This window comes from Saccharobesus litoralis (assembly GCF_003063625.1).
GTDB lineage: Bacteria > Pseudomonadota > Gammaproteobacteria > Enterobacterales > Alteromonadaceae > Saccharobesus > Saccharobesus litoralis.
The window spans coordinates 2180790-2201158 of the sequence record NZ_CP026604.1 but is presented as its reverse complement, the minus strand read 5'-3'; the positions used below and the strand labels follow the sequence as shown (position 1 = coordinate 2201158).

The 20369-nt window shown below is 42.8% G+C and carries 14 protein-coding genes; 5 read left to right on the top strand and 9 right to left on the bottom strand.

Features of this window, described 5'->3' with window-relative positions; translation table 11 throughout:
* Positions 1-162: 162 nt before the first annotated feature.
* The 5 genes from C2869_RS07600 to C2869_RS07580 all read right to left on the bottom strand — a co-directional run bounded on the left by C2869_RS07600 (position 163) and on the right by C2869_RS07580 (position 7291).
* A complete protein-coding gene (locus C2869_RS07600; protein ID WP_108602375.1) occupies positions 163-1794 on the bottom strand; it encodes a sodium:solute symporter in 1632 nt (543 codons plus the stop codon).
* Positions 1795-1812: 18 nt separating this feature from the next.
* The gene (locus C2869_RS07595) at positions 1813-3297 is read right to left on the bottom strand and encodes an arylsulfatase (protein WP_108602374.1); all 1485 of its coding nucleotides are present in this window, start codon (positions 3295-3297) and stop codon (positions 1813-1815) included.
* Between the two features lie 60 nt (positions 3298-3357).
* Complete coding sequence (locus C2869_RS07590; protein ID WP_108602373.1) at positions 3358-4947, bottom strand: arylsulfatase; 1590 nt, start codon at positions 4945-4947, stop codon at positions 3358-3360.
* 290 nt (positions 4948-5237) lie between these two features.
* A complete protein-coding gene (locus C2869_RS07585) occupies positions 5238-5954 on the bottom strand; it encodes a FadR/GntR family transcriptional regulator (RefSeq protein ID WP_108602372.1) in 717 nt (238 codons plus the stop codon).
* 122 nt (positions 5955-6076) lie between these two features.
* Positions 6077-7291 carry a glycoside hydrolase family protein gene (locus C2869_RS07580; protein ID WP_108602371.1) on the bottom strand — a complete coding sequence of 405 codons (1215 nt, stop codon included), beginning with the start codon at positions 7289-7291 and terminating at the stop codon, positions 6077-6079.
* 144 nt (positions 7292-7435) lie between these two features.
* On the opposite strand from C2869_RS07580, the gene C2869_RS07575 reads away from it, so the two are divergent.
* From C2869_RS07575 to C2869_RS07560, 4 genes are all read left to right on the top strand, one after another.
* Entirely contained in the window at positions 7436-9202 is a 1767-nt protein-coding gene (locus C2869_RS07575; RefSeq protein WP_159084089.1) for an SLC5 family protein, read from the top strand.
* Positions 9203-9219: 17 nt separating this feature from the next.
* A complete protein-coding gene (locus tag C2869_RS07570; protein WP_108602369.1) occupies positions 9220-10536 on the top strand; it encodes a glycoside hydrolase family 27 protein in 1317 nt (438 codons plus the stop codon).
* 105 nt (positions 10537-10641) lie between these two features.
* The gene (locus tag C2869_RS07565) at positions 10642-11481 is read left to right on the top strand and encodes a 3-keto-disaccharide hydrolase (RefSeq protein ID WP_108602368.1); all 840 of its coding nucleotides are present in this window, start codon (positions 10642-10644) and stop codon (positions 11479-11481) included.
* Between the two features lie 295 nt (positions 11482-11776).
* Positions 11777-12811, top strand: coding sequence for a glycoside hydrolase family 43 protein (locus tag C2869_RS07560; protein WP_159084088.1), 1035 nt, complete (start codon positions 11777-11779; stop codon positions 12809-12811).
* A gap of 93 nt (positions 12812-12904) precedes the next feature.
* On the opposite strand, the gene C2869_RS07555 is transcribed toward C2869_RS07560, so the two are convergent.
* Both C2869_RS07555 and C2869_RS07550 read right to left on the bottom strand, forming a co-directional pair.
* Positions 12905-13276, bottom strand: coding sequence for a hypothetical protein (locus tag C2869_RS07555; RefSeq protein WP_108602366.1), 372 nt, complete (start codon positions 13274-13276; stop codon positions 12905-12907).
* A 73-nt stretch (positions 13277-13349) separates the two neighbouring features.
* A complete protein-coding gene (locus tag C2869_RS07550) occupies positions 13350-15515 on the bottom strand; it encodes a hypothetical protein (RefSeq protein ID WP_108602365.1) in 2166 nt (721 codons plus the stop codon).
* 192 nt (positions 15516-15707) lie between these two features.
* Between C2869_RS07550 and C2869_RS07545 the strand changes: the two genes are divergently transcribed.
* Complete coding sequence (locus C2869_RS07545) at positions 15708-16847, top strand: IS110 family RNA-guided transposase (RefSeq protein ID WP_108601389.1); 1140 nt, start codon at positions 15708-15710, stop codon at positions 16845-16847.
* 434 nt (positions 16848-17281) lie between these two features.
* Here C2869_RS07545 and C2869_RS07540 read toward each other — a convergent pair whose 3' ends face one another.
* Together C2869_RS07540 and araA are read right to left on the bottom strand one after the other, a co-directional pair.
* Positions 17282-18520: a hypothetical protein gene (locus C2869_RS07540; protein ID WP_108602364.1), complete on the bottom strand. Its 1239-nt coding sequence runs from the start codon at positions 18518-18520 to the stop codon at positions 17282-17284.
* Positions 18521-18838: 318 nt separating this feature from the next.
* Positions 18839-20341 (bottom strand): L-arabinose isomerase, encoded by a 1503-nt coding sequence (gene araA, locus C2869_RS07535; protein WP_108602363.1) that lies wholly within the window; start codon positions 20339-20341, stop codon positions 18839-18841.
* Positions 20342-20369: the final 28 nt, after the last annotated feature.

Genomic DNA, 20369 nt, shown 5'->3' with positions numbered 1-20369 from the left:
CTTGGTATAAAAAAGCGGCGTAAGCATTAATAATGCTTACGCCGCTCGCGTAGGATTAGGCTTGTCGACACACATTAAAACAAGCCGTTGCCCTAGGCCTAAAACTGTTTGCACCCTGCCCCTTCTATTTAAAAAAAGGACAAGGAGCGCGCTAGTTAGCGCTTAGAAGAAGCGCCAGTAAATGAACACAGTAATACCGATAATGCCAGCAGTATGGATGATGTCCCATTTATCGACACCCGCTTTGATTTCAGCAACTTGTTCTTTTGGCATAGTGGTAAAGGTTAAGCCTTTCAGCTCTTCATCAGACTTACCTGGGGTGAACATACTGATTAAGATAATCAAGGCTGTGATAACCACAAACAAGAAGATACAGATGTACAACCAGTTCTCGTTCGCGTACCAACCGATAACCGGTAGTTCTTTTACGCTTTCGGCAAAGAAGCTTAATACCAAGCGCACCATACCTAAGATAAAGCCAATCACTAAGCCCCAGAATGCAGCCGCTTCGGTAATACGCTTACTACAAATACCTAATAAGAACACAGCGGCAATGCCCGGTGCAATTAACGCTTGAACTTGTTGTAAGTATTCAAATAAGTTTGCGCTTAACGCCAACATTAACGGGATCCACAGCATACCTAAGATCACAATACCAACTGTGGCTAAACGACCAATATGCAATAAGTGTTTTTCTGATGCTTGTGGGTGAAACTTCTTATAAAAATCGATAGTGAACAAGGTCGCTGACGAGTTAAATAACGACGCCAATGACGACATTAATGCCGCTAATAAGCCACCAATCACGATACCTTTAACACCTGCTGGCAATAACTCACTGACTAAGGTAGCAAAAGCCGCATCGGATGCATCGTAGCTAATTAGGCCTTTTTGCTTTAAAGCAAACGCGATCATGCCTGGCACTAAGAAGATAAATACCGGTAATAGTTTTAAATAACCCGCGAACATAGTGCCGCGACGTGCTTCTTTAATGCCTTTAGCTGACAATACACGTTGTACGATATATTGGTCGGTACACCAGTACCAGAAACCAATAATAAATGAACCAAAAATAATGCCAGGCCATGGAAATTCAGGATCGTCCCAAGGGCGAATAAGGTGCATATTGCTAGCGTTGATACGTTCAACTTCAGCCCAGCCACCGACTTTATCTAAACCAACCCAAAGAATAATAATCGAGCCAATTAATAGCACTGGTGTTTGTAGAACTGAAGTCCACATAATGGCTTTCATACCACCCAATACTGTGTAGATACCAGTCACAACCACCATACCGATAGCCGCAATCCAGAAGAAGTCGATACCCCAAATGGTGTCGATGCCTAATAAGGTTTGCAGTACCAAAGCGCCCGCATAAACCGTTACTGCCACTTTAGTTAATACATAACTGACAATAGAGATGGCCGCTAAAAACGTACGTGAACGCTCAGAAAAACGACGTTGTAAGAACTCTGGCATGGTGTATACCTTAGAGCTCCAATAAAACGGTACAAAAAACCAACCTAACAACAAGATGATGTAAGACTGCAATTCCCAGTGGGCTAACGCCATACCCGAAGAAGCTCCAGCTCCTGATAAACCAACCAAGTGCTCAGAACCAATGTTTGATGCGAATATTGACGCACCTATGGTTAGCCAAGTTGCGTTACGACCCGCTAAAAAGTAATCTGTTGTATCTTCTTCTTTGGAACGCATCGAGAACCAAACAACAGCGGCTATCAGGGCAAAAAAGCCTGCCAGCACTAGCCAATCTAAAAGACTCAATTCAATCATATTTCATACACCTATCGATTAATCTCGGCCAGCAGCACCGGCCGAGGGCTTCCAGCGCGGATCAGGAACATGCGCTGTATTCATAAATTCATTAATGCGAGCGATCAGCTCAGGGTGCTGCGCCGCAATATCGTTTAATTCTTTTGGATCTTGCTCAACGTTGAACAAGGTAATATCACCGGTAAAAAATGGGGTTCGAATAGCTTTGTAATCGCCATAACGCACGGCTTGAATACCGCCCATTTCATAAAATTCGAAGTACAACATTTCATGTTGTTGTTGCTTGTCATCTTTACCTGTTAATACCGGCAACATTGAAACACTATCCAAGTTATCAGCCACTTTAACACCAGCCATTTCACCGGCCGTTGCCATTAAGTCACCAAAGTAACCAATATGCTCGCTTACTTTACCTGTCGGTACGACACCCGGCCCCCAAGCGATAAATGGCATACGAATACCGCCATCAGTTAACGCACGTTTAGTACCACTAAATGGACCTGACGAGTTAAAGAAGTAAGGGTCGTTACCGCCTTCTTCGTGCGGACCGTTATCTGAGGTGAAGATAAGAATGGTGTTATCGGCAATGCCTTGTTTCTTTAACGTTTGCATTATTTTGCCAACACCATCGTCAATATGGCTCACCATAGCAGCATAACCTTTCGCAGGTTCAGCCCAATCTAAATCGGCATACTGACCATAATGAGGCACTTCCATACCATGCGCCCAATCAACTTTTTCAGCTTCGTTATTGGCGTGCGGCGAAGTTAACGACACAAATAGGAAGAACGGCTTATCGCTATTTTGTTCGATAAATTCGACCGATTCTTCGTAGAATAAATCGCTTGAATAAACTTTACGATTTTCTGGCTTAGCAACCCCACCATGGAACGACATGTACGGGAATGGGCTAGGTTCAACCACATTAGATAGTGCCACTTTTTCTTTGTTACGCCATAAAAAATCTGGGTAGTGATTATGCGCATGGACTTGGTTTAAATAACCAAAGAAGTAATCAAAACCTTGGTCATTCGGTAAGCCAGTATTGCCGTCATCACCTAGGCCCCACTTACCAATAAGTGCCGTTTCGTAACCTGCATCTTGTAACACTTCAGCTACAGTGACGTCTTCTGGTGCTAGAGTTTGAATAGTCTTGTCGGCATTACCGCGCACGGGGGTATGTCCCATATGCAAACCTGTCATTAATACCGAGCGCGACGGTGCACAAACCGTTGTACCTGCATACATATCAGTAAAACGCAAACCTTCAGCCGCCATGCGGTCAAGATGTGGGGTTTTAATTTTGGTTTGACCATAGCTGCCTAAGTCGCCGTAACCTAAGTCATCTGCCATCACCCAAATAATATTGAGACGCTGGTCTTTTTGTTTAGCCGCTACAGGAGCCGTTTCCGTCTTTGCCGTTGGTGATTCAGAGTTACATCCAACCAAAGCCACAGACGAAAGCGCAGCCCAAACAGCCACGTGTTTGATCGTGTTTTTCATTTAGTGTGAGTCCGTTTGCTAAGAGAGCCAAGACAAGTGCCTTGGCTCCTTTAGTTTTAATTAGTTTTTAGCAATGTCTTTAAAGATAGGATTGCGCTGGCGATCAGGGCTTTGGTCGCTTTTGCTAATTGGCCAGTATGCGTGTGGCTCGTGGTTTTCAGCCATGATCTTAGCAAACTTAGCCACTAACTCAGGGTTTTGTGCCGCTACGTTAGTGGTTTCACTTGGATCCTTGCTTAAATCATAAAGCTCGATTGGTCCTGTCATCAACGGTAAGCGGATCGCTTTCCAGTTGCCTTGGCGTACCGCTTGTGAAGAACCGTGTAAATGGAATTCCCAATATAGATAATCATGTTCAGCTTGTTTATCAAACTGACCTGTTAGCTCTGGTGCAAAGCTTAAAGAATCAAGATTGTCTGGCGCTTTGGTTCCTGCTAGTTCAGCAAAAGTTGCCATCACATCACCAAAGTAACCAATATGGTCTGACTCTTTACCCGCAGGTACAATACCTGGCCCCCAAGCGAGAGTTGGCATACGAATACCGCCTTCGTAAAGGTCACGCTTAATGCCGCGTAATTCACCATTCGAATCGAAGAAATCAGGATTATTACCACCTTCTGCATGTGGGCCATTGTCACCAGAGAAGATCACAATCGTGTTATCGTCAATGCCTAGCGCTTTTAGCTTATCCATAATGTTGCCAACTGAATTATCGATATGGCGCATCATAGCAGCATAGCCTTTGGCGGTTTCTGGCCAATCTTTACCATCAAATTCACCATAGTCTGGCACTTCCATACCATGCGCCCAATCTACTTGCTCGGCTTCGTTATTAGCGTGCGGAGAAATCAGAGAATAATAGAGGAAGAATGGCTGATCTTTTTTGGCGCTACGCTCGATAAAATCAACCGCTTCGTCTCGAAGCAAGCTATCAACATATTCAAAGCGCTGCTCCATAGGGGTTACATCACCATCAAAGCCAAACTTAGAACAATAGTTACATTCCACTTTTTGGGTTTTGTTCTTTAAATCAATGCGCTGGTTATTACGCCATAAAAAATGAGTGTAGTGGTTATGAGCATGAACGTGGTTTAAATAGCCATAAAAATAATCAAAACCTTGTTTGTTAGGATGACCTTCATCATGCGCTTCGCCAAGTCCCCATTTACCAACAACACCCGTGGTATAACCGGCATCTTTAAGCACTTCAGAAACTAAGACTTCATCATTTTTAAAACTACGACCTTGATAAACGTTACTGCCATCTTCTTGCGGAATGGTCATGTAGTTAGCACGAACCGGTGTGCGACCATTATGCATGCCCGTCATTAATACCGAACGAGAAGGTGCACATACCGCTGAACCCGCATAAAAGTTAGTAAACTTTAAGCCTTGCTCAGCCATAGTATCTAATTTAGGTGTAGAAAAATGTTTCTGGCCATTGGTACTTAAGTCGGCATATCCAATATCATCAGCTAAAATAAAGATAATATTCGGTTGCTTAGCTTCTGCTTGAGCCAAAGTGGTGGGTTTGGCAACTGGGGCTGGTGCTTTGGCTGCTGGTTGGCTAGTCGACTCACTACCACAACCTGTTAACTGGATAGACAACGCCGCTAGCGCCGCGGTCATGTAACCATTCAATTTACGCATTGTTACTTTCCTAAACTGCTTTGTTCAATAACTTTAATTTAACACTAAGGATATTATAATACAATTAATTTAATTTGCTAGAAAACATGTTTAACAAGATTTAACAATTGGATTGTTGGCGAGACTTGGCTTCCAAGCCCCTACTTTTGGCGGTCTTGCGTTTTTTGGGGTTGGTTTGCAGGCAAGACTGCAGTCTTGCACCTATGTTTATGCTTGCAAGTTCGCAAGCATAAATGCTCGCCTACAATAAGATTTAGGATGTGTCGGACGTACACGTCCGACCTACAATATTAAAGCTTAGCTATCTCTTGTTCGATGAAGGTGATGGCTTCATCGATGAGTAAGAACATGGTGTTTTTAGCGCGTTCGGCATTACCGGCTTTAATCGCGTTTAGTACCTTGCCGTGATCATCAACAATACCCATAGGGTCGGCTTTAATCGGTGTGGTATGCTGAATACTGACCTTAAGCGCAGTGCGGGTAAAGTCACGCATATGAATATAAAAGCGGTTGCCTGTCGCGTATAAAATACCAACGTGAAAATCGATATCCGCTTCAAGTTCAGCTTCGCTGTCTTCTGTTTCAAATGCTGATTTCATACGCGCTAATGCATCTTCAATGGCAGCAATGTTTTCTGGCTTAGCGTAACGTGCTGCTAGGGCGGCAGCTTCTGGCTCAATACCCATACGCATTTGCAAATACTCTTTAAGTACGTGCAATGACACTTTACCTTCTAATGACCAAGTCAAAACATCTGAATCCAGTAGGTTCCATTCAACTTGCGGAAGAATTCGAATACCTTGACGCGGACGACTCGAAATCAAACCTTTAGCAGAGAGCATTTTTACCGCTTCACGCACCGCGGTACGGCTTACACCAAATTCATCACATAATTCAGCTTCCGAGGGTAAGCCATCTTCCATTGAATATTCGCCACAGACAATACCGCGCCCCAGCTCTTTAGTCATTCGTTGAGATAAATTATGATTTCTTTCTAAAACCGCCATACCTATTCCTGCGTACAAAAAGGATATTTTTATTCTTACATTAAGCTAATCTTATAGTAATAACATAGATATAGCTAGCACCACGCATAGTGCTAGCTGGCTGTCTTAAAATAACTCGCCGTTTATTTCGGTTCACATTGCAAACAGCCTGTGACTTTAGCAATATTTCCCCGTTTAAGGGTAACAGCTTGCTTGGCATTAAAATCACTTAACCCAAGCACTTTTCCTTTACCGCAAACTTTAGCGGGCGCGTTAATTTGCAAAGCAGCGTTATCAGCAACGTTTAATGTCAATGTCGATTGTGGGTTTGAGATATAAGCAAATGGCATGACTTGGTTTTCACCACATTTGTTTAATATCGCAGTTGATTCATAATCAGCGATAAAACCATCAATGTTAACTGTTGATGCGATTTTTCCACCCGAATTAGCGAACAAAGCTAAGTTAAAACGATTACGTTTACTTGGTTTAGCTTGAATAACCTTAATGTTTTTCAGCGTAAAGTTTGCAGGTTTTTTATTGCCCCAACCCAATTGAAACGGTGAGCCATTGGGGTTATGTATAATGGTAACGTTTTCCACATGCATACCGTCTTTATACAGCTTGATTGAATCATCCCAAGTATCAATATAAGTGTTAGTCACCCGACTCCCAGGCCCACCACCAATACCATCAGAATTGCTCTGGTAGTCAGGGTAAGGTCTGGTATTGATAATATTAACCCCATCGACAATCATGCGATGACGAATAGCCGTAATAGCGTAAGTACGAGGGTTTTCAATCGTTAAATTTTTAATGGTATAGCTAGCTTTGACGGGTGCATTAGACTCTACACTCACCCCGCCGTATTGCCATTTTTGACAATCGTGGATCCTATCATCACCCGCTACAGCACCCGGTTTTCCGTTACGTGCACAGGTTGTTCCTTTGTCTTGTTTTTGGTTTAAGCCGCGTGCCCAAGCCTTAGTATTAGTACCAAAAATACGACTGGTAAATCTATCTTGACCTGTTAGCACTTGCTCGTCACTAAAACGAAAATGCCCAGTTACGGTAACATTCTCACCGATTACGACCTTTTTAATATTTTTTGGAATAGTCCAATAAAAATCTTCCATGACTTCATCTAGTGCTTTGTCGTTTGCAACATCGACACTTTTATTAGCAAAAGTTACCGATTGAGTAATGGTTAAAGTTTGACTGGCTTCATCCCAACGACTGTTACTGGCATTTAAACTAGGATGCACACTGGGCAATGGCTGAGCCACGTTTGCACAGGATACCAATAGCGGCAGTAAACTCACCACAAGTTTACGGGATAAATGTTGATTGACTCGCATGGAATTCTCTCTAAAAACTGTACACCAGATTAATTATACTATAATATCTCAATAATAATTAACATTTTTAACACATTGCTGATATTTGGTGTCACTTTAAATAGATTGAACCAACAAAAACAGTAAATTATAAAAGGTGTGCGTGTGATTGAATCCATAGCTTTACAACCGGCGGACTGGCTTTCCTTTATCGGTTATTTTGCATTATTAAGTTTAGTGGGATATTTAGCGGGGCGGCGTAATAAGTCTGCGCCAGCCGAAAGCTCTGAAGATTATTTTTTAGCAGGGCGCAGCTTACCTTGGTATGTAGTGGGTTCTTCTTATATTGCTGCCAATATCAGTACCGAGCATTTTATTGGTTTAGTCGGTGCGGCATTTATTTATGGCATTGCTGTGGCAACCGGTGAATGGAGTACGGTTATTGCCTTCACCTTTATGATTTGGATATTTATCCCTTTCCTGTTCTCGGCCAAAGTTTTTACCGCACCAGAGTTTTTAGAGCGCCGCTTTAATACCGGTATGCGGGTTTTCTTCGCTATTGTAACGGTCATCGCTAATATCTTTGCTTTTTTAGCGCCAGTTATTTACGGCGGTGGTTTAGCGTTAGACGCCATTTTAGATATCAATGGTTTAATGGGTTGGGAAGAAGGTCCTCAAGGCCTTTATTTATCAATCGCCATTATTGGTTTAGCTGCTGGTGTTTGGGCGATTTGGGGTGGATTAAAATCAGTCGCTTGGATGGATTTACTGACCATTATCGTCATGATTGTCGGTGGTACTGCAGTGACTTTCTATGGCTTAAACGCCCTGGGTCACGGTGATATTTTCGCGGGCTTTAGCACCATGGTTGAACGCAATACGGCTGAAACCGGAGTATGGAAAGAAGCCGTCGCTCACATGAGCCAAGAAGCGGTAGGTCAAGATAACTACGAGCGTCTATCGGTTATTCAACCTTTATCTCACCAACTCGTACCATGGACTCACTGGGTATTAAGTTTCTTCTATATTGGCTTGTGGTACACCGTCATTAACCAATTCTTAATTCAACGTGTATTTGCAGCGAAAAACGTATACCACGCGCGTATGGGCATTACCTTTGCCGCCTACTTAAAGCTGTTACTGCCGTTTATCGTCGTCATGCCAGGCTTAATCTATTTCGCAATGCGCCCAGAAATTATTTTAAATGGCGAAACCATTAATGATGTACGCCAAGCTGCGGATCAAACCTATATAACCCTAATTGTTGAAGTTATCCCACTGGGTTTAAAAGGCCTATTAATGGCGGCGTTATTTGGTGCTATTCAATCAACAGTTAGCGCGGTACTAACCTCTACTTCTGCAGTTATTACCATGGACTTTTTTAAACGCTTCTTTAAACCAGATGCTACAGAGCAAAGCTTGGTTGGTTTAGGTCGTTTAATTACTGCAGTTATCTTGCTTGGTTCAATCGCATTAGGGATTTGGATCAGTACACAAAAAGTCAGCTTGTTTGCCTATATACAAGAGCTGTTTACCTTCTTTGCTCCGCCGTTCTCAGCCGTATTCTTGTTAGGTACATTCTGGAAACGCTTAGGCGGTAAAGCGGCTCTTACTACAGTTAGTGTCGGTTTTGTCTTCGGTATTGCAGTTAAAATTTGGGTTAACTCAGGTACTGCCCCTGCTCTGCTCGAACCTTACGCTAACCAAGGTGTGCTTAACTGGGCGTTCTGTATGTTGTTATGCGTCGGTTTAGCTTATATCACACCGAAACCGCGTCCTGAGCAAGTAACTGACGATTTAACCTTTAACTTTAAAGGTATGAATTTTAACGAAGGTTTAGGTACTAAATGGTACAACCATGTCGGCCTTTGGTCTGGCATGTCTATCGTGCTGATGCTGAGCTTCATCATCTTATTTTCAATCATTTTATAATTTAAGAGTTTCGAATCATGGCTTATTTTAATTCTCATTTAGCGCAAACTCCGCCTATGGGCTGGAACAGTTGGGACTGCTACAGCGTTAGCATTAACGAAGACGAGCTAAAAGCAAACGCAGACTTTATTGCCAAAAACCTTAAACAACACGGCTGGGAATATGTCGTGTTAGATCTAGGTTGGTATTGCCCTAGCGCAACCCACGAAACCTACAAGCAAGTGGATATTCCGGTCGAAATCGACGAATTTGGTCGTTTTATTCCTTGCCCAGAAAAATTTCCTTCATCAAAAGGTGGCAAAGGCTTAAAACCAATTGCAGATTACATCCACTCACTGGGTTTAAAATTTGGTATTCATATTATGCGTGGTTTACCTATGAAAGCCGTCGCGCAAAAAACGCCAGTTAAAGGTACAAATGTTACTGCGGATCAAATTGCTTACGAACGTGAAGCCTGCCCTTGGTTTAATAGCCTACGTACCTTGAACTTTGCGAAGCCTGAAGCACAAGCATACTACGATTCAATTTTTGAGCTATATGCGCAGTGGGGTGTGGATTACATTAAAGCTGACGACGTTAATGCATGGCACGAAGTCGAAAATAGTGACGGTTCACCCACAGGTAATGGCTCGCCTTATCGTATTGACGATATTGAAGGTATTAGCCAAGCAATTAAAACCTGTGGTCGTGAAATGGTATTAAGCCTATCTCCAGGTGGCCCAGAAACCACATTGATTAATCACCTTCGCAGCAACTCAAACTTATGGCGCATATCAGCCGATTTTTGGGATGAATGGGGTTCATTGAAAAAACAAATGGAGCGCTGTGCTATATGGGCAGAGTTCGCAACCGAAGGTCATTGGCCAGACGCCGACATGTTGCCTATCGGCTACTTACCACGCGGCGAATCGGGTGGTACCAACCGTCAATCGAACTTCAACAGCGAAGAGTTACACACCTTGATGAGTTTATGGTGTATGGCGCGCTCACCATTAATGATTGGCGCAGATTTACCGACAACCGACAGCGACACCATTAAGCTACTGCAAAATGATGCTGTGTTAGCTATTAACAAGTATTCAACAAACAACCGTTTAGTTAAAAGCGATAACGGTATCGATGTTTGGGCTGCGGATAGCACTAAATCAGACAATAGCTATGTCGCGTTATTTAATAAAAATGACAGTACCACCCAAGTTACATTAAACCTTGCTGAAGTGGGTTTAACAGCCGATTCAGCCGAGGAGCTATGGCAGCGCTACGAGGTGCAACTGGAAGGCAATGCCGTCACCGTAGCGATTAAGCCGCACGATGTTGTGGTGTTGAAGGTTTAAATTGTAGGTCGAGTTTTAACTCGACAATACTGTATAAAAGATAAGCAAGATTTAGCGATAAGTCTTGCATAACAAAGGTGTCGAAATAAATTTCGACCTACAGCTATGAAAAAGACAACAAAAACAATAACTCTATCTGGTATTTTGCTTTGCCTACCTGCTGCAAATGCCGCAGATTTAAATCTCAGCAAAGACTGGCAACCTTTATTTAATGGCAAAAATCTCGATGGTTGGCGCAGTTACTTTATCAAATACGCTGAAGGGCAAACTCAACCTGCTTCCAACTTTTTCAAGGTTAAAAATGGGGTTATCCATGTTTACCCCAATGCTGAACACAAAAGCGCCCAGCCTTACGCCGCCATCGAAACCGAGCAAAGCTTTAGCCATTACCGTTTTTCGCTCGAATACAAATGGGGCCATGGTAAATATCAACCACGAGTGAATTTGCTGAAAGACGCTGGCTTGTTATATCACGCCCACGGCTTTGGCAAACCCGCATGGCCCTTAAGTGTTGAAAGCCAGATCCAACAAGGTGATAGCGGCGATACTTATACCATAGGCACCCAAGTCAGTACCTTTGTTGATCCCACCAGCTATTTGCATAACCCGAAAGGCTCAGTGTCTTCTTGGGATTATCAACCTGAGTGGTTAGGTGGTGTATGGAAAACGCATGGCACAGCCAACAAAATTAAACGCATTAAACACGACCGAGTAGCAGAACACCCCGGTTGGAATCGCATGGACATTATTGTACGTGGCGACAAAGCCATTCATATGGTTAATGGCCAAATCAATATGCGTATTCAAGACTTTAAATACTGGCAAGCTGAGCAAAATCAATGGCTACCTTTGACCCAAGGCAAGATTGTTTTGCAAGCAGAAGGTGCCGAAGTGTTTTATCGCAATATAAAAATAAGAAAGATCATAGACAGTGATCCATTCTAGGGCAGGTTTTACACCTGCAAGCAATCTTTAACCAATGACAGATTTTAAAGCGCGCTTTTTAAAACTGCACAATGGTTAAAACAGTACCGTCTTTCCTGCGAAGGCAGGAACCCAGTGTCTTTTTGATTAAACCTAACTAGGTTTATCCAACAAAAGTCGCTGGATTACCGCATTCGCAGGTTTCTTGTTCCAGACGAAACCTAAGTACCTACATCCTGTAGGCACGGCAATGACGAGGGTATTTTCCTATCCCTTGGTGATCATGGCAGTATATTATCGATATAAAACAAAACCTATGAAAAATACAAAAACCAAATTAATGGCAGCACTATGTCTAACAATTGTGTGGCTAAGTGCCTGTGCGCCGAATTCCACACCAAATCCAGAGAATAAAACAAAAACCCAATCACCAACGCTAAATAGCTTTACCTACCAAAACCCAATTAAAGTCGCTGATGACGAGATCCGCGATCCAACAATCCTTAAATATCAAAACAAATACTATCTCACGGCAACTGGCCGTAAACAGCGGCATGAGACTGTCAATATATGGGTATCAGGCAATCTAACGCAGTGGGTTCACGCTAAGACCATAGCTAAAGTTGGTGAGCCTGTAACTTGGTGTACCGAAAATTTATGGGCGCCTGAATTACGTCATTACGACGGTAAATTCTACATAACCTTTAACTGCCCTACTTCGGATATTCCCCGCAAACGCGCTCGCGGTGGAGCATTGTTAGTAGCTGATGAAATACTTGGCGACTATCAAGTATTAACCGCAGATAAACCTATCGCCTCCCCCAACGACACACATTTATTTAAAGATGACGATGGTAAGGTCTACAGCGTTAATACCGGCGGTTGGCTAACCCAAGTTGATCTGAATACTGGCAAACCAATTGGTGAGCGCAAACAGATATACCCGTTTGGTGAAAAAGGCAACTGGGATGCAAGGCTCAACGAAGGTCCGGCTTTGTTTAAGCGCAACGGCAAATACTACCTATGGGTGGTGGGTAAATACCTTGTTGGTGATGAGATAGGGATTGGCCTCGCCACTGCCGATAACATATGGGGGCCTTACACCAAAGACTCACGTAATCCAATATTTGGTTCATCATTGTGTAATCAAACACAGGGCTGTCCTTACGATGAGCTCAACCATTGTCACCCATTTGAAGGGCCTGACGGCAAAGATTGGTTTAGCTGTTTCGCTAAGTTTAATTCAGGACCCAATGCTGGAGAACATCTGTATATCGATAGGATGATTTGGTCGGATAATGGTCAACTCAATTTAAACTTAAGCTGGCAGCCACAAACCGTTGAGTGGTAAGAGTAACGCCAAAGGGCATGAAATTTAGGTGTATATGCTGTAGGTGATTCCTAACTAAACCTACAGCGCTAAATCATCTTTTAAACGTCTTTCTTACTTTTTGCTAACTGCGCTAGCCTGCGGCCATTGATAGAAATCAGGGTTTTCTGGATAACAACCTGCAACAATAAAATTACGCGCGACTTTATACAATGCTGGGCGCTGCACGTAATACTGATAAGAGGCTTTACAACGCTTATTAAACTTACTGGATATTCTGCCTTTCGCCCAACCTCTAACTACTAAATTATTACACTGCCTATCAACCATAGTTTTAACTTCCATAAAGGCATTGTTTTCGACCAAGGTTTTAAGATGGCTTTGGCAATAATTGCTTTTAACTATCTTCTCATCTTCGAATGGGTTATAAGGCGTTGAACTACACGCGGTTAGTGCTGCTGAAAGAGCTAAAACTAAGAGTCTCATGAAAATTTCCTTTTAAAATAATAATTTACGGTCGATATAACTTTGGATTCGAAATATACATTTTTAAGCAAAACTAATCAAATTTTGCCAACTGTTCTTCAAACATCGCAGCCGCTGTTAAAAAATGAGCTGTGATCCAAAGTACTGTCCACTCTTCGGAATAGCCACCACGAAAATGACTGGGATCGACAGCATCACCCGCTTGTTTTATATTGTGGCTACTCTGCACAAAGTTAGTTTGTTGAATTTGTTCGCCTTGAGAGCCCATAGGATCAATTAATTGGCCACAACTTAAATACATGACTTTAGCTAGACGTTTAAGTTGATCATTATTGGTTAATTGCGCTAAGCGGTATAACAAGGGAGTGGTAAGTACTCCGTACACATCCAAATGTTGATTTTGTGGCGAAACCGCTGTCCACCCGGTGGATTTAAATTGATGATCGGCCAAGCGCCCTGCTGGCATAGGAATATCCCAAACCACGGTATACGTCAGCATAACGTTAGCTGCATGTTCTGCCCATGACAGGTATTCAGTTTCGCCAGTCAAATCATAGAGTGACATAAAGGCTTGAAAAGCCCCCCATGCGCCTTCTTTATCTTCACCAATTGCATCTAAAGTGCCGCCCCAATAAGGCTCCTGCATACTCAAATGACGCTGCGCATAATGCTGACCAGCCTTAATAGCCGCTTGCTGATATTTAGGTTCATTAAACAAAATCGCCCCTAACGCCAATGGCGCAATAACAAAAGCTTCGTTAGTCGAAACCGGCTGCCAATCTTCTTTTAAAATGCGTTTGGCATGAAAGTCCGCAGCTTGCTTAAAGAAGGTTTGCCATTTACTGGTATCGACTTGGTAATCTTCATAACCTCGGTTTAACTCTTGGCCCACTTGAATCGCTTTAGCAAACATATACATCGCCTGACCTTGTGAAACGGGATCGAATAGTTTGTGTGGTCTAAACGCGTGGTACTGCCATTTTTGTTGTTTGATTTTATAGCTAACGGTAAAACCATAGTCGTCTGCAAATTTAGCTTGAGTTAAAAAATCGAGTGACTTTTGTGCTTGCGCTATCCAGTCTTTGCGTTGGTGTTTTTTACCCAGCACCAGTAATGCATAGCCCGGTGCTTCTGATTGCCCTGCCCAGCCCATAACAATTTGCTGGCGAAAGTTGTTATCAAACATATTAAAGCCAGCATAGTCACTACTTTCTAAATAGCGGCTTTGTAAAAACCTCAGTTTGTCTTGCACTATAGCGTCAAATTCTGGGTAACCTTGGGTAGCAGATGGCTGGAATATATCGATAGAAGTTTGCATCGGCTTTACAAACCCTTGGCCTTGTTGCTCGACAGGATAGGCTTGTAAGTAATAAGTTTTTTCTATTATCTGCCCTGGTTGAACCTTGATGGTGGCATTGGGATAAGGCGCGGACTTTTTCTGATATAGCTTGCTCACGTCAGCTTGTCGATTATAACCGATGGGACCAGATAGTAGACGTAACTCTGTATAATCAGTTTGATGCTCAACACCAAGCGACCACCATAAATCACTACGGTTTGCATGGCTTAATTCACTTGGTAATGTATGCAGCGCTGCTCCTAAATAAGGCGATTGTTTGTTAGTTACCGATTGCGGCCACTCTAAGCTGACAAATGGCATAGAAAATCTGTGCTCTTCATACTGAACAAATTCACCGGGCTGAGCATTTAAATGGGCGATACGATTGGGATCATTGCGTTTAGCAGAAGGGTTGCCATGATAAACCAAGCTTGGCATAACAACTTGAGTTTGACGTTGCAGTTTTCGTTGGTGAGTTGCTAACCAGCGAACGGATAATACGATATTGTTAAGTTGCTCATCACCCGTCCAATGATAGCGGCGTATACATTTAATTCGATCGTTCTCGGCTTTGCAGGCATCACGCAATAACCAAATTCCTTGGTCAGTGATCAGCTTGCCAGAATATATTTGCCATTCGCCATTGACTTCGACTTGGTCAATTTGAGCATGTTGGTAGTCTAAATCAGCCAAGCCTTGGCTATTGTGGGCAATAGACCATAAGCCTTGAGTTGGCGATACCAACAAGGTTTCGCTGTTGGTTTTAATTTCTACCTGATTAGCGCTTTGGTTGTAGTCAAGCTGTGCAGATTGAGCATCGGCAGCAACCACCAAAGGAATTAAAAATAGTCCTCGGATAAAACATTTGATTGAGTTAAATAGATACTTATTGTGACCCATAGGTATACCACTTAGTCGAATGCATTCAATGTATGAAGGTAAGAATGATGTTGTAACTCATGCAATAAAAAGCACCTTATATATGCATGCTTGATGAATATATAAGGTGCTTAGAAGGCAAACATGTAGAAACTATGAAGGACAGTATATCGACTAACCTTAAGGTGACAAAACCAAAAAAGGTGAATAAAGATGAATACTGTCCTTCAAGATAAAGATAACGCAAATTCAAATATTTTGTACCTTGCTTTTGAATTAAGTGCAAAAAGCTGGAAGCTAGGATTTAGTAATAAAGTTAAGCTCAGACAGAAAACGATTGATGCTGGTGATTGGAATAGCCTACTTGCAGAAATTGAACTGGCAAAAGAAAAACTAAAATGCACACCAGACTGTCCGGTTTTTAGCTGTTACGAAGCGGGTCGAGATGGGTTTTGGATACACAGAGCATTGGAAAAAGAAAATATCACCAATTATGTGATTGACTCAGCCGCTATTGAAGTGAATCGGCGTCAACGCCAAGTCAAAAGTGATGGTGTGGACGTAAAAGCCTTAAACAGACTACTCATTCGTTATTGTTCAGGTGATTTGACGGCAATGAGGCCTGTTAGAGTCCCGACTATTGAGCAAGAAGATAAACGACGATTACAACGCGAACGAGGGCGATTAATCGAAGAGCGAGGGGCGCATTCAACAAGGATAAAATCTTTACTTTTTCTGCATGGCATACGGCTAGCAAACATAAAAGATTTAAAAACATTACTGCCTAAACTTAAAGGCGCCGTCACGGGGTATGACATTCCAGTTGATACGAAGAACGAATTACAACGCGAATACGAGCGCTATGTCATGGTAGATAATCAAGTGAAAGAACTTGAAGCGTTACAAAAAGAGCGAGTTACCCAAGCCCAAGACGGCAGTATGGAAAAACAGATAGAGCAAATGATGCAACTCAAAGCCGTAGGATGGCAAACCAGTTGGTACTTAGTTGCAGAATTTTTTAGCTGGCGAGATTTCAAAAACGCTAAGCAAGTGGGGAGTTGTGCGGGATTAACTCCAACACCTTATGACAGCGGAGACAGCCAACGCGAACAGGGAATAAGTAAAGCAGGCAATAAGCGGGTGCGCAAGGTCATGATAGAGTTTGCTTGGCTGTGGTTACGTTACCAAAAAGGCAGCAAATTAAGTCAATGGTTTAAGGAGCGCTTTGACAAAGGCAGCAAGCGGATGCGAAGAGTGGGAATAGTCGCGCTCGCGAGAAAATTATTAGTGGCTCTGTGGCGTTACCTTGAGCATGGTGTTATTCCCGAGGGTGCACAATTAACGGAAGGTTAATTGCACAGAGGCAGTCACAAATGACAACAAACACATAAGGAATTAACGTTAACGATTGTGAGAAGGTGCTCGTGCCCAACCTTGGTAAGCCAAGCTTGACCGTTTTTGTAGAAGGGGCACCTTCAACCAGATTTCACTGCACATACGAATGCAGTTTGAGGTAGCCAGCTTAGGGCTGGAACGGATAGAAGGTGGTTGCGCTCACACTTGATGTTGAGTAGCACGAATAAATTAATCTGGGCAATTGATTAACTTCAAAAATGGGAAAAAGCTTATGGTTTGAAGAAAGAGCATAAGAGATTTTTATAAATTAAAGGTTGGGTATTGACTTCCTGTCCTTCATAGAAGGTTGGGCTGAAGAATGAATCCCAACAGAACTATGATAGATGTTGGGCTTTGTAAGGCTAAAGCCTCACCCACAAATCTTCAGCTAGTTACAAGCTATAAAACACATCACCGTCTTGCGCTGGAATAGTAAACTCGGTGCCGACTTTACCGGTTGCCGCTGAACGATGTGGCAAGTTGAACTCAAGCTCTATGGTTTTATTGCCTTCAGGGTTGTAATAAACCACGGCTTTTTCGAACTGACGACGATATGAACCATCTTGCTGTTCCTGACCTTTGCCTTGCGGATCACCTAAATCTAAGTCCCAGAAGTCATACCAATCATGCATATGATCAGGTGTTGGTATTGGGTTGTAATCAGCAAACAATACATAGGCATCACTGTGAGTTAAACCAAGCGTGGTTACCGCACGCATGCTTTGCAAGTCGTGACGCTCGCCCCAGGCTTCTAACGCATTAACCGTTGGTTTGCGTAGGTTTTCTTCGTAGAATTTAAGCGACTTCGCCATGCTTTCCCATGTACAAAGTTTCTTTTCCACGTTTGGCATGCGACCGTTTGGACCACATTCCATGAAGGCACCGTTGATGTATTCTTTGTACTTCTCGCCCTTGTCGATTTCATCATGGATATTAACGGTTAATAATCCGTCTTCTCCCATGTATTCACGCACAATTTTGACGATAGGTAGATAGCCACTCCAGTCCAACATAACACCATCGTATATACCTGAATCAATAACGGCTTTGGCTTGCTCGCCTAAACGTTTTTGGAAAGCTTCATTTTTATAATTCAGCATATAATATGGCTCTGGCCCCCCTGTCCAACCCGCTACACGGTTGCCCTTATCATCGCGTAACCAATACTCGCTGTTTTCAGGCAAATAACTACCCGGTGCATCGCGCCAGCGCACTTCAAACAGGGTCACCATATTAGGGTTTTTGTTCAGCAAATACGCTTGGTTAGCTTGTGCAACAGCCAACGATTCCTTAGTGAAACTCGTCGCTAAACCAGCATATTTATGATCCCAAACTAAGCCCATAACAAGCTTAGTGTTAAAACCTAATTGGCTAACTGGCTCTTCCCACAACAAACTATGCTTGGCTGCATTATTTAAAAATTGTTCGTGAGTCGTGGTTGGATATTTTTCTTCCATATCCAGCGGGTTCCAGGCTTGGAATACCGCAGGGAAGGTTTTGTCGTCAATACGTTGTTCTAACGATTTTTTACCTGAAACGCTAGCTTGCTGGTCGCTACCCGTGCTGTTACAACCGGCAAGACCTAAGCTTGCGACAATAGATAGTGCTACTAATGAGTGTGCTAATTTCATTTGAATCATCCTCCATATTTAACGGGTACAAGCCGCAAATATGTGTTCTGTTTTAAACTTGCTTTAAAGCCAATATGACAACCCATGCCGGCCTTAATCGTGATTCTTTATGTGTATGCTTTATATTTTTTTTCGTCGGCTTAACGGTCAAAGCGCTTAGACTAACGATTTTCGTAGAAGGTTGGGCTGAAGAATGAAGCCCAACAAAACCAAGGCTGGTGTTGGGCTTCGCAAGCTCAGCACCAACCTACATAGGCTTAAGTTAACGGCAATGATTCGATCAACAAATACAACCGATTAATTCTTTTTGAAAAAGTACTAAATACCTAAGTTTAGGTGATAGTAAATCGCGTTATGACGTAAGGTTTGCTTAAACTCATTAACCTTAGTATCGTTGTCGATAACTACCATCTCAACATCAGCCATTTCAGCAAAGTCATTAATCACTTGCGTGCTGACACCTTGCGTATAAGTGCTGTGGTGCGCACCACCGGCGTGGATCCAAGCTGCACCAGCAACTTCAAGGTTTGGACATGGCTCCCATAATGCTGTAGCCACTGGCAGGTTTGGTAATTCTGCTGGTGGCTCAACCGTATCAACTTCGTTAACGATAATACGGAAACGTGTTCCCATATCGATTTTAGAAATATTTAGAGCTCTACCCGGCTTACCAGTAAACAGTAAACGGGCAATATCTTTCTTGATACCTATGGTATGACGAGCAACAACCGCCGTTGGCTTGTTAGCTGCAATAGTCGGACAGACTTCTAGCATATGCGCGCCCAATACTTGGTCTTTAGCGCCAAAGTGATAAGTGTAGTCTTCCATAAATGAAGTACCACCTTCACGACCTTGTGCCATGACTTTAACAATGCGTGTCATCGCAGCTGTTTTCCAGTCGCCTTCACCGCCGTAACCATAGCCTTTAGCCATCAAACGTTGTGTGGCTAAACCAGGTAAACCACTAATACCGGTTAAGTTTTCAAAACAGTTAGTGAATGCTTTAAAGCCGCCTTTTTCAAAGAATGCTTCCATACCTAGCTCTAAACGCGCTTCATTACGAAACGCTTCAACTTGCTCGGCATCTGCCCATACAGCTTCGTCGATAACGAAGTCATTTTTGTATTCAGCAACCGTGGCATCAATTTGCTCATCAGTAACGGCTTCACAATACTTGGCCAAATCGCCTAAACCAAACGCGTGTACTTCGTAGCCAAATTTGATTTGAGCAGCAACTTTATCACCTTCGGTTACTGCAACTTGACGCATGTTGTCGCCAAAACGCGCAACCTTTAAAGTTTGAGCTTCGTTCCAACCCATAGCGGCACGGATCCAATCGTCAATTTGTGCTTGCACAGACTCGCTCGACCAATGACCTACAACCACTTTACGCTCTTGACGTAAACGCGTACCGATAAAACCAAACTCGCGATCACCATGAGCACTTTGGTTGAGGTTCATATAGTTCATGTTGATGTCAGCCCAAGGTAACTCGGCACCAAACTGAGTATGCAAATGCATGTAAGGCTTATTTAATAGTGATAAACCTTTGATCCACATTTTGGCTGGCGAGAACGTATGCATCCATAAAATTAAACCAACACAGTTTTTATCGCTGTTAGCCGCCTGACATACATCAGCGATCTCGTCTGGTGTAGTAACCACGCCTTTGCTTATGATCTCTGCTGGAATAACATCAGATGATGTTAATGAAGATGCAATTTCCTGACTGTTTTCAACCACTTGTTGTAAAACACCAGGGCCATATAAATGTTGTGATCCAGTTACAAACCAAATCGACTTATCACCATAAATTTTCATAAATACCTCAATACAAATCTGTTTGCTT

Excerpts from the sequence above, each read along its gene's own strand:
- C2869_RS07600 (WP_108602375.1), bottom strand. The coding sequence starts at position 1,794 with ATGATTGAATTGAGTCTTTTAGATTGGCTAGTGCTGGCAGGCTTTTTT.
- C2869_RS07595 (WP_108602374.1), bottom strand. The coding sequence starts at position 3,297 with ATGAAAAACACGATCAAACACGTGGCTGTTTGGGCTGCGCTTTCGTCT.
- C2869_RS07590 (WP_108602373.1), bottom strand. The coding sequence starts at position 4,947 with ATGCGTAAATTGAATGGTTACATGACCGCGGCGCTAGCGGCGTTGTCT.
- C2869_RS07585 (WP_108602372.1), bottom strand. The coding sequence starts at position 5,954 with ATGGCGGTTTTAGAAAGAAATCATAATTTATCTCAACGAATGACTAAA.
- C2869_RS07580 (WP_108602371.1), bottom strand. The coding sequence starts at position 7,291 with ATGCGAGTCAATCAACATTTATCCCGTAAACTTGTGGTGAGTTTACTG.
- C2869_RS07570 (WP_108602369.1), top strand. The coding sequence starts at position 9,220 with ATGGCTTATTTTAATTCTCATTTAGCGCAAACTCCGCCTATGGGCTGG.
- C2869_RS07565 (WP_108602368.1), top strand. The coding sequence starts at position 10,642 with ATGAAAAAGACAACAAAAACAATAACTCTATCTGGTATTTTGCTTTGC.
- C2869_RS07560 (WP_159084088.1), top strand. The coding sequence starts at position 11,777 with ATGAAAAATACAAAAACCAAATTAATGGCAGCACTATGTCTAACAATT.
- C2869_RS07555 (WP_108602366.1), bottom strand. The coding sequence starts at position 13,276 with ATGAGACTCTTAGTTTTAGCTCTTTCAGCAGCACTAACCGCGTGTAGT.
- C2869_RS07550 (WP_108602365.1), bottom strand. The coding sequence starts at position 15,515 with ATGGGTCACAATAAGTATCTATTTAACTCAATCAAATGTTTTATCCGA.
- C2869_RS07545 (WP_108601389.1), top strand. The coding sequence starts at position 15,708 with ATGAATACTGTCCTTCAAGATAAAGATAACGCAAATTCAAATATTTTG.
- C2869_RS07540 (WP_108602364.1), bottom strand. The coding sequence starts at position 18,520 with ATGAAATTAGCACACTCATTAGTAGCACTATCTATTGTCGCAAGCTTA.
- araA (WP_108602363.1), bottom strand. The coding sequence starts at position 20,341 with ATGAAAATTTATGGTGATAAGTCGATTTGGTTTGTAACTGGATCACAA.